The following is a 13,863-nucleotide window of genomic DNA, read 5'->3' as shown; positions in this document are numbered from 1 at the left end:
CGAGAAAACCGTGGCCGTAGCCCTTGAACAGTTGCGGGTGATCGGGGACCGGGACACCAGCAAGGATTACTTCATCGTCTTTACCGCGGATCGCACGGCGATCGAGCAGGCGCGTGCATTCGAATGGCCGGACGCGGACTAGCCGCCCCCATCGCCGCACTTGACCTTGCGGCAGTTTGCGTTGACGACGTTGGCTGTCCTTAACGGTAGCACCCGCATGTCTCAGCCCTATGCCTCGATCGCCGACGAAATCGCGACTGCCCTGACCCGCTTTGCCGACCTGACGGCACTGAGGGACCGGCGACAAAGCATGACCTATGCCGAACTGGGCGGCTTCATCGCCGCCGCGCGGCCCACTCTGGCGGAACAGAAGGCCGTGGCGGTCTATGGCGTGCCGGGGACGCTGTTTGGCGCGGCGGTCACCGCCTGCGTGGTCGATGGGCGTCCTTTCGTGCATCTGGACCCGGCCATGCCCAAGGCGGTTCTGGAGAATATCGTGGCAGAGCTGGGGATCTCGCTGATCCTGACATCGCAGCCGCCAAGGCCGGACCAGTTGCCTGCCGGGTGCCGCGTGGTCGATGCCGCCGGGTTCCTGGGCGCCGCCCCCGCTGACATCACGGCGGCACCGGTCAGGCCCACGGATGCGATCTATCTTGTGGCGACATCGGGCACCACCGGCCGCCCCAAATGCATTCCGGTCACGCATGACGCCGCCCTTCTGTCCTATCACTGGCGCGAGGAATACGCGCCCTATAGCCCCGGCATGAAAGTCGGCGTCTATATCTTCGCGATATGGGAGATGTTTCGCCCGCTGCGCTTCGGCTCGGAAATCTGCTTCCCGACGCTGCAGGAGCTGCTGTCGCCGCAGGGGCTGGCCGCGTTCATCACCGATCACGGCATCCAGGAAATGCTGTTCACGCCGTCCTTCCTGGAAAAGATTCTTGGCCCGGTCGATGCGGCTGTCGGCGCGGCCCTGCCCCTTGCCCGCGTCATCCTGAACGGAGAGGTCGTCCACGACCGCCTGATCGCCGAGATCCAGACCAAGCTGCCGCAGGTCACGCTGTGGAACCTTTACAGCATCTGCGAAACCCATGACATCTGCATGTCCAAGGTCACGGGCCTGCGGGACAAGGCCGCGGGCACGGCAGTCGGCAAGGCCATGCCGCATCTGCGGGCCGTGGTGCTGGACCATGAGGACCGGCCCTGCCCGCCCGGCACCGCGGGCCTGCTGCATTTCGAAGGCCCGCGCATGCTGGGCCCCGGCTATGTGGACCGCCCCGGGGAAACCGCCCGCCGGTTTCGCGAACTGGTCATCGACGGCCATGAGATGCGCCTTTACGACACCGGCGATCAGGGCATCGTCGCGGCCGACGGGCAGATCACCGTTCTGGGCCGCGTCGCCCATATGCTGAAGCTGCGCGGCCACAGCATCCAGACCGCAGAGCTGACGCAGACCATGGCCGGGCTGCTGGACTTCGGGCAGGCGATCCCATGGGTGCGCGACATTCAGGGCAGCGGTCAGGCGCTGGTCTTCTATTACACCGCCGATGCCGAGCAGGCGGCGCGGAACGCCTCGCGCTGGCAGGGTGGCGGGCCGCGGATACCCGCCGCGCTGGCCCATGCGCTGCGGCAGGTTCTGCCCGCCTATTGCATCCCGTCCTATCTGGTCCGGTTGCAGGAAATTCCCATCCATCAGGTCTCGGGCAAATGCGACTTCAAGGCGCTGCCCGAGATTGCGGTTCAGGCCGATGCGGACGGCGAATTTGCGGTGCTGACGCAGGTGGCGCGGATCATGCGCTGCGATGCCGCCGCTTTGGACCCCGACCGCTCGTTCCACGATCTGGGCGGCGATTCCCTGATGTGCGTGGATCTGGTCCTTGCGCTTGAGGAAAGCTATGGCCGTCGCGTCGATTTCGACTGGGCGCTGAACCTGCCGCTTGCGCGCCTGCACCAGTTGCTGACCAATGACAGCGGGGCCAGCGTGGCGCGGGTGGATCGCCCCGGCCTGTTCCTGACCGGCGCGACGGGCTTTCTGGGCGGGCATGTGCTGGCGGCGGCGCTGGACCGCCTGCCCGCGGATCAGGTCGTCTATTGCCTTGTCCGCCCCGGCAACCGCGATCCGCAGACGCGTCTTCAGGGCGTCGTGCCCGCGCAGCACCAAGGCCGCGTCGTCGTCCTTGCGGGCCAGATCGATGTGCCGATGTTCGGGCTGGACGCCGCGACCTATGCCGGCCTCTCGCGGCAGGTCAGCCACGTCATCCACTGCGCCGCGACCGTGAACCTGGCGGTAGATCGTGAACGGATGGAGGAATGGTCCCGCGCCGGGATCAGCAATGTCGTGCAATTCTGCCGCGACGCCGGGGCGGATCTGCGCTTTTCATCCTCGACCGCGGTCTTCCCCGAAACCGGCGGACCCTTTGCCGAAGGCCCGGCCCGGCTGTTCGACGGCTGTTCCGGCTATGGCGCGGCCAAGATCGCGGCCGAGGCCGAGATCGCCGGCTCGGGCCTTCCGGCGGCGATCGTCCGCCTGCCCTCGCTTTACGACATGGACGCGCCTAACCCGCGCGACATCTGCGAAATCGTGCTGGCAGCCTGTCGCGAGGCCGGGGCCATTCCGCGCGGGCTGACCTTTCCCATGACGGATGTGCGGGCGGCCGCGGCCTTTCTGACGGGGTTGACCCCGCCCACAGGGGTGGCGTGGTTCAACCTGATTGCGGATGCGGCCATTGCCCCGGATGCCAACCATATGGCCGTGCTGGACCGCACCGAATGGCTGGACCGCGTCCGGCTGTCAGACGGGGTGCGGCGCCTGATCGAGGCCGACGCGCAGATCTTGGCGGCGGATGCCCGCTTCGACAATGCCGCCGCAAAGGCCGCGTGGCGGGGCGACTATGCCGCAATCTGCGACGCCCCCCGCCTGATCGGCCAGCGGCTTCACCAAAGCGAGCCGGCGTTGATCTGATAATCGGCCATCGTCACCCCACGCGCGGCATCGCTGGCCAGATAGGCCACCAGCTCGGCCACCTCGTCGGGCTGGACCAGCTTGCCCTGCGGGTTCGAGGACTCATACTTCGCGCGGACCTCGGCCAGGGGGGCACCGGCGGCGACTTCGGCATCGATGAAGGTTTTCAGCATCTCGGTTTCCACCCAGGTCGGGCTGACACTGTTGCAGGTGACGCCCGCCGCCGCACCTTCCAGCGCGACGCAGCGCCCCAATCCCAGCAGCCCGGCCTTGGACGCGCAATAGGCGCCGTTCTGCGCCATGCCCTGATGCGCCGCGACCGAGGCGATGTTGACGATCCGCCCCCATTTCTGGGCCATCATGCCGGGCATGACCTCTCGGATCATCTTGAAGGTGCCGGTCAGGTTGGTGTCGATGGTGTCATCCCACAGGCGGTCGCTGTGCCCCGCGACGGCGCCCTCTTCATAGACCCCGGCGGCGTTCACCAGAATGTCGACCCGCCCGTGACGCGCCAGCACATCCGCCACAAAGCCCCGGCAGCCCTCGGTATCGCGCACGTCCAGCTGGCCAAAACCGATGCGGTCGCCAAATTCCGCGGTCAGGTCGCGCGTCAGTTCCGGCGCTGCCCCGCGCCGCGCACCAATGGCGACCGTCGCGCCGCCGCGTGCCAGCCGCATGGCCACCGCGCGCCCGATACCCGTCAGGCCACCCGTGACAATCGCAACCCGGTTTTCACTTTGCATCATCTCATCCGTCGTTGATTGACCGCTTCGCGGGGTGCAGTCGCACGATTGGGGGCGGCAGGTCCAGCATCCAGAAGACCGGGACGGGCAAGGATGCGCCAATGTCCCGCCCTGCCCGACGGCGCGGAATGGCGCTTGAACACATGGCCATGCGCTCAATACAGTCCTGATCTGCGCGGATCTTCCATCGCCCGCGGCCGCAAGGGAAAGGGGGACTGCATGCAAACCCTGACTGCCGTTCTTGGAGGCATCGGGATCTTCCTGCTGGGCATGACGGTCATGACCGACAGCCTGAAAGAGCTTGCGGGAACGGCGCTGAGAACGATCCTGAGCAAGGCCGCCGCCACCCCGATCTCGGGCACGTTCTGGGGCGCGGTCGTCACGCTGCTGGTGCAGTCGTCTAGCGCGGTCACGATGACGACGATCGGCCTTGTCAGTTCGGGACTGCTGACCTTTCCGCAAGGGCTTGGCCTTGTCTTCGGGGCGAATGTCGGCACCACCGGGACGGGCTGGCTGGTGGCGCTGATCGGGGTCCGCGTGTCCCTGTCCGCCTTCGCGCTGCCGCTGATCTTCCTTGGCGCGCTGGCGCGATTGCTGGGCTCGCAAAGGATCGCAGCCGCGGGCGGGGCCGTCGCGGGCTTTGCCATGGTGCTGTACGGGCTGACGACACTGCAACAGGGCATGGGGGGACTGGCGGACAGCCTGCAACCCTCGGACCTGCCCGCCGTACTGGGTCAGGCGGGTGTCGGCTGGATCTCGGGCGCGATGGGGCTGGCCGCGCTGATTGCGATCGGGCTGGCGATGACCGCCGTCATGCAATCGTCGACGGCCGCGATCGCGGTCACGATTTCGGCCTTTTACGCCGGTGCGGTCAATCTGGAGCAGGGCGCGGCGCTGATCATCGGCCAGAACATCGGAACCGCGACAAGCTCGGCACTGGCGGCCATCGGGGCAAGCATCACGGCCAAACGACTTGCACTGGCCTATGTGCTGTTCAAGCTGATGGCCGCGATCATCGCGCTTGTCACCTTTCCCTTCGCGGTCAGGCTGATGCGCGGGCTTGAACCCTTGGTCAGCGGCGTGACGCTGCTGGCGGCCTATCACACGGCATTCAATGTCGTGGGTGTCGCGGTGCTTCTTCCGGCCACGCAATGGTTCACCCGAACGGTCGAGCGCATCCTGCCCGCGAAGCAGGGGCCGTTTCCCCGGGCGCTTGATCCCAGCGCGCTTGCAAATCCCATCGTCGCCATCGAAACGGCCCGCCGCGCCATTGCCGAAGTTCTGGCGCAGACGACCGGGCGGGTCATCTCCGCGCTTCAAGGGGATGCCGATCGCGTTCCGGGGGATCTGGCCCAGCAGGAGGCCGGGCTTGATCGGGTCAGGGATTTTCTGTCCGAACTTGAGGAGCCGCCCGCGACAGGGGCAGAGCAGTCGCGCATGACGAAGCTGCTGCACGCGCTGGACCACGCCTCGCGCCTGATTCAGGCCGTGAAGGGGGGCGGGCTGGATCAGGGCCCCGCCCCTGCGCCATATTGCGATCCGCAGATCAACGGGCTGTGCCTGCGTTCAATGGCGGATGCGCAGACGGTTTGCGCCACCATCACCACCGAGGGCGGGCTTGGCGCGAAAGCCGCCCCCATCGGTTGGACCATCTCGCCCGCCGTCGGCGCGACGCTTGCGGCGCTTGCGGATACGGCCGGCGATCTTGCCGCTCAGGCGCGACGGACCCGTGCCGATCTGCTGGCATCGGTATCGCCCGGAAACCTGACCGCGGCGGATGCCTTTGCGCAGGTCGAGGCAAACCGGGTGCTGGAAAGCCTGGGCCACCATGCCTGGCGCGCGGCCGCGTATCTTTACGGCGCCGATGCACCCGATCACCGGTCCTTGCAGAAGGCCTCGTAAAGCGCCGCCATCAGGATGCCGAGGTCGGGGTCGCTGATGCGATAAAAGATGGTCTGACCCTCGCGGCGTGTCTCGACCATTTCCGCCTCGCGCAGCTTGGCAAGGTGCTGGCTGAGCGCGGACTGGCCAAGGTCCACGGCCGCCTGAAGCGCCCCGACCGAGCGTTCGCCCTTGGTCAGCTCGCACAGGATCAGCAGGCGCTTGGCATTGGCGACCAGCGCCAGCCGCGCGGCGACGTGATCCGCCCGGTCCTGCAGGGCGGCGGTCGCCTTGTCCGGCTGCGATATATTAGCGTTGACTGAATTAGACATTCTTAATATATACGGGGCGAATGCCGGCAAAGGCAAGCGCCTCGGCAAAGTCGGGAAATGCGCATGGATATCGGGATCGAAACGCAGTTCACGCCCTGGGCCTCACTGCTGGGCGGTGTGCTGATCGGGCTGAGCGCGGTGATGGTGATGGGGCTGTTCGGGCGCATCGCGGGCATTTCCGGGATCACGCAGGGTGCGATCGGCGCCGTGGTCCCCCTGCCCGGCGCGCCAAGGGATCGCGACTGGCGGCTGGCCTTTCTGGCCGGGCTGATCCTGGCGCCGCTGACCGTCATGGCCCTGGGCGGAACGGTCGCGCAGACGGTGCCGGGCAACCCGCTTGGCATGGCCCTGGCGGGGCTGCTGGTCGGCACCGGCACGGCGCTTGGATCGGGCTGCACCTCGGGGCACGGGGTCTGCGGGTTGGCGCGCTTGTCGCCCCGCGCGCTGGCGGCGGTCCTGACCTTCATGGCGGCGGGCCTTGTCACCGTCTTCCTGCTGCGCCACTTGCCGGGGGGCGCGTGATGCGTGCGGCCTGGGGCTTTCTGTGCGGTCTGGTCTTTGGGCTGGGGCTGGTGATCTCGGGGATGTCGGACCCGGCCAAGGTGCTGAACTTCCTGGATGTGGCGGGAAGCTGGGATCCAAGCCTGGCCTTTGTCATGGGCGGCGCCACGCTGACCGCCTTCATCGGCTATCGGCTGGTCTGGCGCCGTAACACACCGGTGCTGGAGCCAGCCTTTGACATCCCCCAAAATCGCAGGATCGACCGGCCGCTTCTGGCCGGGGCGCTGCTGTTCGGGATCGGGTGGGGCATTGGCGGGTTCTGTCCGGGTCCGGCCTGGACCGCCCTGCCCCTGCTTGCACCCGGAACCCTGATCTTCCTGCCCGCGATGCTGGCGGGATTGTGGCTGGGCGCGCGGATCAAATCCGGCAGGCGCCCCGGCGGACCGGGAACCGCCTAGGCGCGAACCTTGGCTGGAACCTCATGTCCAGCCGCACCCTTCGGATCTACCTATCCCCCGAGGTGATCGGAAGGGACGCCCGCGGTCGCCTTGGCGGACCCGGCATCCCCCTTGCGAAGCGCCTCGGGCAGCCTGACCAGGACCAGCTCGGCAAGGATGGCCACGACCGATCCCACCACGATCGGGTGATGCACCATTTCCGCCAGCAGAGGGTAAAGTGAGGGCGACAGCGCGTCGGCCAAGGGTGGCACCCCCAATCCCGCCATGATGCCCAGAGGCGCGACCAGATTCTGCGCCGGACCCCGCCGCTCGATTCCGGCCATCTGGATCCCCGCCATGATGACCGTCGCGGCGGCGGGAATGAACAATCCGCCGATGACCGGTGCGGGCGTCGTGACCAGGATCGCGCCGAATTTGGGGATGAAGGCCAGGACGATGAAGATGATCCCGGTTACCCGCACCACATGCCTGCTGGCGATGCCGGTCAGCTTGACCACGCCAAGGTTCTGGGCATAGGCGGTCGTCCCGAAGGCCCCCAGCAGGGCGGACAGCATCGAACCGCCTGCCTCGCCCGCGATGCCCATGTTGATGCGCTTTTCGTCCAGCTCGGTCCGGGCCAGGATCGCGGTCGCCTCGTACATGCCGACCGCTTCGACCACCGCGACGAAGAAGACGATGATCATGGTGATCGTGATGCCGGGGTCAAAGCTCCACGCCCCATAGGGCAGCAGCTTCGGCAAAGCCAGCCACGGCGCGGTCCCGACGCTGGAGTAATTCAGAAGCCCCGCCATGGCCGCCGCGACATTGCCGACGATCAGGCCGAACAGGAAGCCGAAGGTCCGCATGCGCCCGCCCAGCCCCGAACACAGGACGACCGTCCCCATGGTGATCGCGGCGATCAGCAAGCTGTAGCCGGTACCGAAATGCGGGCTTCCCGGACCGCCGAAGAACTCCATGAAGGCGAATCCGGTCAGTGAGATCCCGACCAGCGTGATGATCGCCCCCGACACGGATTTCGACAGAACCGCGCGGATTTTTGCGAATTGCCCGGTGATCGCGGCCAGAAAGATGATCGCCGCCCCGATGAACAGCCCGAACCCCGCCGCGGCGATCGAACCGGCCTTGTAATAGCCGATCGCCAGCGGAGAGAAGGCCGAGGAAGGCCCTTGCACGATCGGAAGCCTGACCAGCCGGGTGCTTTGGACAAGCGTGACAAGCCCGGCGGCAAGAAAGGTGGCCGAGACCAGATTGGTCGCCAGCCCCGCCGAGAATCCCGCGACCGAGGCGATGAAGATCGGGTCCAGCCAGGCATTTGACACCAGCGCCTGCTGCGCCCCCAGGACAATGCGTTTGGGAAGCGGGATGAACTCCTCGACGCTTCCGACATCCGTTGACGTATCTTGACTTGCGTAGATCTTGCTTGCTGCGGTCATGACGGTTTTCCTTTCCTGACCAGTCCGCGATCCAGGCTGTGATGGGTTAGGGGCGCAGGCGCTGTATCCGTCGCGCCTGTTTCAGGTGCTCTTTCAGCACGTCGTTCAATCCGGGCAGGTTGGGCTGGCCGTTTTCGACCAGAGGAACACCGTTCACGATGGTCGTTCCCGCCGTGGCGGGTCCGCAGCGCAGCAGTGCCTCGACCGGGTCGGTCAGCGCGCCCGCAAGCGAGACATCGGACATCTGCCAGATGACCAGATCGGCACAGGCGCCGGGGCGAAGATGCCCGATCTCGTCTTCCCAACCAAGGCAGGCGGCGCCGCCCCGCGTGGCCGCGTCCAGCGCATCGCGCGCCGACATCGAATGCGGGCCGTTCTTGTAGCGGCCCAGCAGCAGCGCGGTGCGCGCCTCAAGCCACAGCGACGCGCTGTCGGTCGAGGCCGATCCGTCGCAGCCAAGTCCGACCGGCATGCCAAGCGCCCTTAGCCCCATCAGGTCCGCCGACCCCCCGCCGATCAGCATGTTCGAACAGGGACATTGCGCCGTGCAGACACCCGCATGGGCCAGCCGCTTGATCTCCTCGTGCTTGGGATAGATGAAATGCGCCACCCACGACCGCGCCGAGGCCCAGCCCACGCGTTCGAAATATTCGACCGGCGTGCAGCCATAGACCTCGCGGCAATAGGTGTCTTCCTCGGGGTCTTCGGCAAGATGGGTGTGCAGGCGCAGATCGTATCTGTCGGCAAGCCGGGCGGATTCGGACATGATCCGCTCGGTCACCGAGAACAGCGAACAGGGCGCCAGCGCCACGCGGTTCATCGCCCCGGCCGACGCGTCGTGGAATTTCTCGACCAGGCGGACCGAATCCTCAAGAATGACATCCTCGTCCTGGACCACCGAGGCGGGCGGCAGGCCCCCATCCTCGACCGAACGGGTCATCGAGCCGCGCGTCGCGTAAAACCGAAATCCGATCTCGTTGGCCGCCCTGAACTGGGCGTCGATCAGGAAGGGCTTCGGATGGACATACATGTGATCCATCGAGGTCGTGCAGCCGCCCAGCAAAAGCTCGGCCATGGCGACATAGGTCGAGGCAAAGACGGCTTCCTCGTCCAACCCGGCCCAAAGCGGATAAAGACCCGTCAGCCATTCGAACAGGCTGCCATTCGTGACCGGGGCATAGGACCGGGTCAGGTTCTGGTACATGTGGTGATGGCAGTTGATCAGCCCCGGCGTCACCAGCTTTCCATTGGCGGAAATGCGGCGCTTGGCCGGGGGCGCGGCGCTGCCGCTGTCGCCAACGGACTGAATGCGCCCGCCCGCGATGGCGATCCAGCCCGACGGAATTTCCCAACCGCGGTCGACATAGATATACGCGTCATGAATCAGAAGATCGGCAGTCATGCCCCCTCCAGGTGTCACAGTTGAACCGGCCTGCGGCCAGCTTCGCTATGATCCCTGTACCAGGAGGCGCGAACTCCGGATCGTCATCAACCTGGGTTGAGCGGGGTATGAAGGATGCCGGTTTGACCCGGGCATCTTCGGTCAGACTGGCGAAAAGGCGGACCACCTGTCAAGAATTTCGTGGGGCTGCGATTTTGCGTGCGGAAAAGAACGGCAAGCCGCGACATGCAATTAAGCAATTACAGTTTATTATGATGAATTATTATAAAGTTTCGACCTGCTCGTCCGACGCAAAGACCCCGCAGGCCGACGCGATGATCCGACAACCCGCCATGCGCGGACGCCACCGGATCGGGCGCAAGGCAGAGGCCAAGACGCGGAAATCGTGAAGACGGACAAGGGCGGGAATGGACATGAAAAGAGGCCGGCCCCCTCCCGGACCGACCTCCTGTCGATGCAGAATTTCCCTCTAGGCTTTCCTCAGTAACAACAGGATGCACCCGTTCGCCTGTTCCGCCAACTTGTCGAAAAGATCAGGTCCGGCGCAGCCGAAAAAGCGGCACCGCCCTTTCCAAATCCTCTCCCATGTCACGCAAGAACGACCGCCCTAGCCCTTCAGCAGAAGCGCGGCGCCGCTGACGATCGAGAAGATCAGCACCGCCATCCGCAGGCCCGGCCCGTTGGCGCGGGAATGGACCGTTCTTGACAGCATGCTGCCCAGCAGGACGGCGGGTGTCAGGTACAGCGCCGCAAGAAGCTGCCCCTGCCCGACCCGACCGGCAATCATCAGGATCACCAGCGAGATCACCTCACCCACCAGAAAGCAGGTCGCGACGGTGGCGCGCAGCACCGGCCCCGGTGCGTGCTGGTAAAGCAGCGCCAGCGGCGGTCCCCCGATCCCGGTCGAAGTCTCGGTCACGCCGGTGAACAGCCCGACGCCCAGGGACGCACTGCGCGTGGGTGCGAAGGGCGGCGACAGCAAGGCCACGACTGCGGCAAGAATGGTCAGCAGGCCGACCGCGATTTCAAGCTGCCGCACGCTCAGCGCGAACAGAACCGCCATGCCCAGGAAGGTGCCCAGGAAGCGGCCTGCGGTAATCCAGCGCGTCCCCTTGCGGTCGATGGTGCGCCGCTCGCGCCAGGCGACCAGGAAATTCAGCGGCAGCATCAGGATCAGCAGGGTCACCGGCAGATAGCTGGCATCGACGAAGCCAAAGACCGGCGCCATGATCAGGGCAAAGCCGATGCCGACCGCCCCCTGCACAAAGGCAGAGGCGCCGACCAGCAGGGACAGAAGAACGAAGGCGGAAACAGTCACAACGACCTCGTGGCAAGCAGGCTGTCAGCCGTGGGATGGATGCGCTGGATCGGCGCGGCGGCGATGGCCGGGGCGGCAAGGTCGCGGACCTCTTTCAACAAGGCGCGGGCGTCCCAGTCAACCGGCCAGCCCTGCACCATGCGCAGGCGACCATTGGTGAACACGGCGTCGATCTGGTCGCGGCTGCCGTAACGGACCAGCTCCCATCCCAAATCATGGGATGGCGTGAACTCCGGCCGGTCCAGATCGACCAGCAGGAAGTCTGCCGCCAACCCTGGAGCGATGCGCCCCGTGACCGCACCCAGCCCGCTGGCATCGGCGGCCATGCTTGTCGCCGCGTTCAGCCAAAGCCCGCCACCGCCGCAGGAACTGTCGCCCGAGGCAAGCCCGTAGGCGATGCGCTGCAGCGTCTCGCCTGCGTCCATCAGCCGGAACCCGTCGGCGCGGGTGCCGTCCGTCCCCAGCCCGAAGCGGATCCCCAGCGCCTGCATCTGCAGCGCGGGCGCGACGGCATTGCCCTTCCAGGTCGAGGCGACGGGGTTATAGGCGACGGCCGCGCCGGTATCCCTCAGCAGGTTCAGCTCGGACGGGGTGACCAGCGTCGAATGGGCCAGCAGCGTCTGCGGACCCAGAGCGCCGACATGGTCCAGATGTTGCAGCGGGCGGCGGCCATTGCTGACCAGCGAACGTTCGACCGCGACCAGATGTTCGTTCACATGGGTCTGGAAGGTGACGCCCGCCGCCGCCGCCATGCCCGAAATCTCGCGTAGCATGGCGTCGCTGGCAACTTCGGGGATCGAGATCGCCAGCGAGGCGTGGATCAGCGGGTCGCCCTGATAGGCGCGAAGATGGTTTTCGGCGTCGCGCAGGATCTGGGCACGGTCGGGCACCACCGCCGCGCCGCCAAGGTCGTTGCAGATGCGCGCGACCACAAGGCGCAGGCCGGTTTCGCGCGCGGCCTCGACCAGCCGGTCCAGATGCCCGGCCGAGCGCGTTCCCGCGTCGACCGCAGTGGTGAAGCCGCCGCGCAGGCATTCAAGGGCCGACAGCTTCGAAGACAGATAGACCATGCGCTCATCCAGGCTGCCCTCCAAGGGCACCCAGATGCGGCGAAAGATCTCGGACGGCTCGCCAAAGACCAGCGACTTGCCCAGCGACTGGGTCAGGTGCGTGTGGGTGTCGATGAAGCCGGGCATCATCAGGTGGTCCGGCAACTCGACCACCGGCAGGCCGGGGTGAAGGGCGCGCAGGGCCGTCAGCGTATCGACCGCCTGAAAACGCCCGCCCCGCAGCAGCACCGCCATGCCGGGCCGGGGGCCGTCCTCCAGCAGCATCCGGCCGGGGGCGACAACCAGGTTTTCGGTGACGGCAAAAGCCCGGCACAGATCGTTCATCGTGTATTTTCCTTCGTCTGGACAAGTTGCGGCCAACTGAATTGAAACAGCGCGTTGACCACCGCCGCTGTCAGCGTGCCCATGGCAAGCCCGTTGCCCAGGATCATCTGGGACCACTGCGGAAACTGGCTGTAGACGCCGGGCACCAGGATCGGGATCAGCCCCATCGCCAGCCCCGAGGCCAGCGTGAACATCGCGCCATGCCCGCGCAGGTCGACCCGGCTGAGGACATGGATGCCGATCACCCCGATGATCGCAAAGACGATGATCGCGGTGCCGCCGATCACGGGGCCGGGCAGCAGGCTGGCCAGCCGCGACACCGGCGCGATCAGCGCGATCACGACAAGGATCACCCCCGCCATCGCCGTGACCAGACGCGAGCGCACGCCCGTTGCACGCACGATGCCGACATTCTCGCCCGAGGTGATGATGAGCGAGGTGCCCAGCATCCCTCCCAGGATCGAGGCGACGGCATCGGCGCGGATGGTGCGCGGGACGATGGCATGGGCGTCGCCCTTGCGCCCGACGATCTCGGCGGTGGCGATGGTCTGCCCGGTCGCCTCGGCCATCGAGATGATCGAGAAGATGATCAGCGGCAAGGACGCCACGATGTCGAATTTCGGCATTCCGAAGGGGAACAGGTGCGGCAGCGCGATGATCGGGCCCGCCATCACGCCGGTCAGGTCCAGCCTGCCAAGCGCGGCGGCCAGCAACGTCCCCGCGACCAGCCCCAGCATCACCGAAATGCGCTGCAAGGTGCCCGTGAACACGCGCGAAAAGATCACCGTCAGGGCAATCGTCGCCAGCGCCAGCCCGACATTGACCGGGTCGGCAAAGCCCTCGGTCCCGGATTTGCCGGTGATGGTGCCGCCATAGATCTTGACCAGGTTCACCGCGACCAGAAGCAGCATGGTCCCGACCACGATGGGCGGGAAAAAGCGCAGCAGCCGGCGAAAGACCGGCAAAGCCAGGAAATAGAACGCCCCGGTCATCAGCACCGCGCCCACCGCCGTCTGCACGTCGGTCTGGCTGGCAATGGCGATGAAGATCGCGATCGGCGCGCCGCCGGGCACCATGACGAAGGGCAGTTTCGCCCCCAGCCCCGCCGGGCCAAGGCTTTGCAGGATCGACCCGATCCCGCAGACCAGAAAGGTCGCGCTGATGATCGAGACGGTCAGGCCGGCATCGAAGCCCAGCGTCTGGGCCACCAGAAACACCGCCGTGATCGGTGAGGCCGCCATGACCAGCACATGTTGCAGGCCGAAAAGCACCAGCTCCCTTGTGGGCAGGACCTGGTCCACCGGATCGGCGACAGAGGAAGTCTTCGCATCGGAATTCATCGTCGTTCCCTGTTGTTAAGCCATGTTCGCATTCATGCAAATCGTTTTGCTATCCGTTTGCGTATCACCTCCGCCGATTCGTGCAAATCGTTTTGTTGC

12 protein-coding genes are annotated in these 13,863 nt (G+C 66.1%); 5 read left to right on the top strand and 7 right to left on the bottom strand.

Translation table 11 applies throughout. The features are described from left to right. The first annotated feature begins 217 nt into the window (after positions 1–217). The gene (locus RM190_RS11235) at positions 218–2,962 is read left to right on the top strand and encodes an AMP-binding protein (protein ID WP_311759531.1); all 2,745 of its coding nucleotides are present in this window, start codon (positions 218–220) and stop codon (positions 2,960–2,962) included. Here RM190_RS11235 and RM190_RS11230 read toward each other — a convergent pair. Next, on the bottom strand, positions 2,935–3,705 hold the full coding sequence (locus RM190_RS11230; RefSeq protein WP_311759530.1) for an SDR family NAD(P)-dependent oxidoreductase: 771 nt from the start codon (positions 3,703–3,705) through the stop codon (positions 2,935–2,937). The genes RM190_RS11235 and RM190_RS11230 overlap by 28 nt on opposite strands. A gap of 219 nt (positions 3,706–3,924) precedes the next feature. On the opposite strand from RM190_RS11230, the gene RM190_RS11225 reads away from it, so the two are divergent. Next, entirely contained in the window at positions 3,925–5,607 is a 1,683-nt protein-coding gene (locus RM190_RS11225) for a Na/Pi cotransporter family protein (protein WP_311759529.1), read from the top strand. On the opposite strand, the gene RM190_RS11220 is transcribed toward RM190_RS11225, so the two are convergent. Then, the gene (locus RM190_RS11220; RefSeq protein ID WP_311759528.1) at positions 5,580–5,918 is read right to left on the bottom strand and encodes a metalloregulator ArsR/SmtB family transcription factor; all 339 of its coding nucleotides are present in this window, start codon (positions 5,916–5,918) and stop codon (positions 5,580–5,582) included. The two genes, RM190_RS11225 and RM190_RS11220, sit on opposite strands and share 28 nt — an antisense overlap. Positions 5,919–5,975: 57 nt before the next feature. Between RM190_RS11220 and RM190_RS11215 the strand changes: the two genes are divergently transcribed. Together RM190_RS11215 and RM190_RS11210 are read left to right on the top strand one after the other, a co-directional pair. Continuing rightward, positions 5,976–6,440, top strand: coding sequence for a YeeE/YedE family protein (locus RM190_RS11215; RefSeq protein WP_390908290.1), 465 nt, complete (start codon positions 5,976–5,978; stop codon positions 6,438–6,440). Then, positions 6,440–6,877, top strand: a complete 438-nt coding sequence (locus RM190_RS11210; RefSeq protein ID WP_311759527.1) for a DUF6691 family protein — start codon at positions 6,440–6,442, stop codon at positions 6,875–6,877. The genes RM190_RS11215 and RM190_RS11210 overlap by 1 nt, the downstream gene beginning before the upstream one ends. Before the next feature lie 50 nt (positions 6,878–6,927). Here the strand turns inward: RM190_RS11210 and RM190_RS11205 are convergent, their stop codons facing one another. Together RM190_RS11205 and RM190_RS11200 are read right to left on the bottom strand one after the other, a co-directional pair. Next, positions 6,928–8,310: a uracil-xanthine permease family protein gene (locus tag RM190_RS11205; RefSeq protein ID WP_311759526.1), complete on the bottom strand. Its 1,383-nt coding sequence runs from the start codon at positions 8,308–8,310 to the stop codon at positions 6,928–6,930. A gap of 46 nt (positions 8,311–8,356) precedes the next feature. Beyond that, the gene (locus RM190_RS11200) at positions 8,357–9,712 is read right to left on the bottom strand and encodes an 8-oxoguanine deaminase (protein ID WP_311759525.1); all 1,356 of its coding nucleotides are present in this window, start codon (positions 9,710–9,712) and stop codon (positions 8,357–8,359) included. A gap of 254 nt (positions 9,713–9,966) precedes the next feature. Here RM190_RS11200 and RM190_RS11195 point away from each other — a divergent pair, with 254 nt between their 5' ends. Further along, the gene (locus RM190_RS11195; protein ID WP_311759524.1) at positions 9,967–10,101 is read left to right on the top strand and encodes a hypothetical protein; all 135 of its coding nucleotides are present in this window, start codon (positions 9,967–9,969) and stop codon (positions 10,099–10,101) included. A gap of 218 nt (positions 10,102–10,319) precedes the next feature. Here RM190_RS11195 and RM190_RS11190 read toward each other — a convergent pair whose 3' ends face one another. From RM190_RS11190 to RM190_RS11180, 3 genes are read right to left on the bottom strand one after another with little or no spacing between them, the layout of a single operon-like run. Next, complete coding sequence (locus tag RM190_RS11190) at positions 10,320–11,030, bottom strand: sulfite exporter TauE/SafE family protein (RefSeq protein ID WP_311759523.1); 711 nt, start codon at positions 11,028–11,030, stop codon at positions 10,320–10,322. After that, on the bottom strand, positions 11,027–12,424 hold the full coding sequence (locus tag RM190_RS11185; protein ID WP_311759522.1) for an amidohydrolase family protein: 1,398 nt from the start codon (positions 12,422–12,424) through the stop codon (positions 11,027–11,029). Before RM190_RS11185 ends, RM190_RS11190 begins: the two co-directional genes overlap by 4 nt. Then, positions 12,421–13,764, bottom strand: coding sequence for a uracil-xanthine permease family protein (locus RM190_RS11180; RefSeq protein WP_311759521.1), 1,344 nt, complete (start codon positions 13,762–13,764; stop codon positions 12,421–12,423). The genes RM190_RS11185 and RM190_RS11180 overlap by 4 nt, the downstream gene beginning before the upstream one ends. Positions 13,765–13,863: the final 99 nt, after the last annotated feature.

It is taken from the genome of Paracoccus broussonetiae (assembly GCF_031854425.1).
GTDB lineage: Bacteria > Pseudomonadota > Alphaproteobacteria > Rhodobacterales > Rhodobacteraceae > Paracoccus > Paracoccus broussonetiae.
The sequence above is the reverse complement of the archived record's forward strand: the minus strand, read 5'-3'. Positions and strand labels throughout refer to the sequence as shown.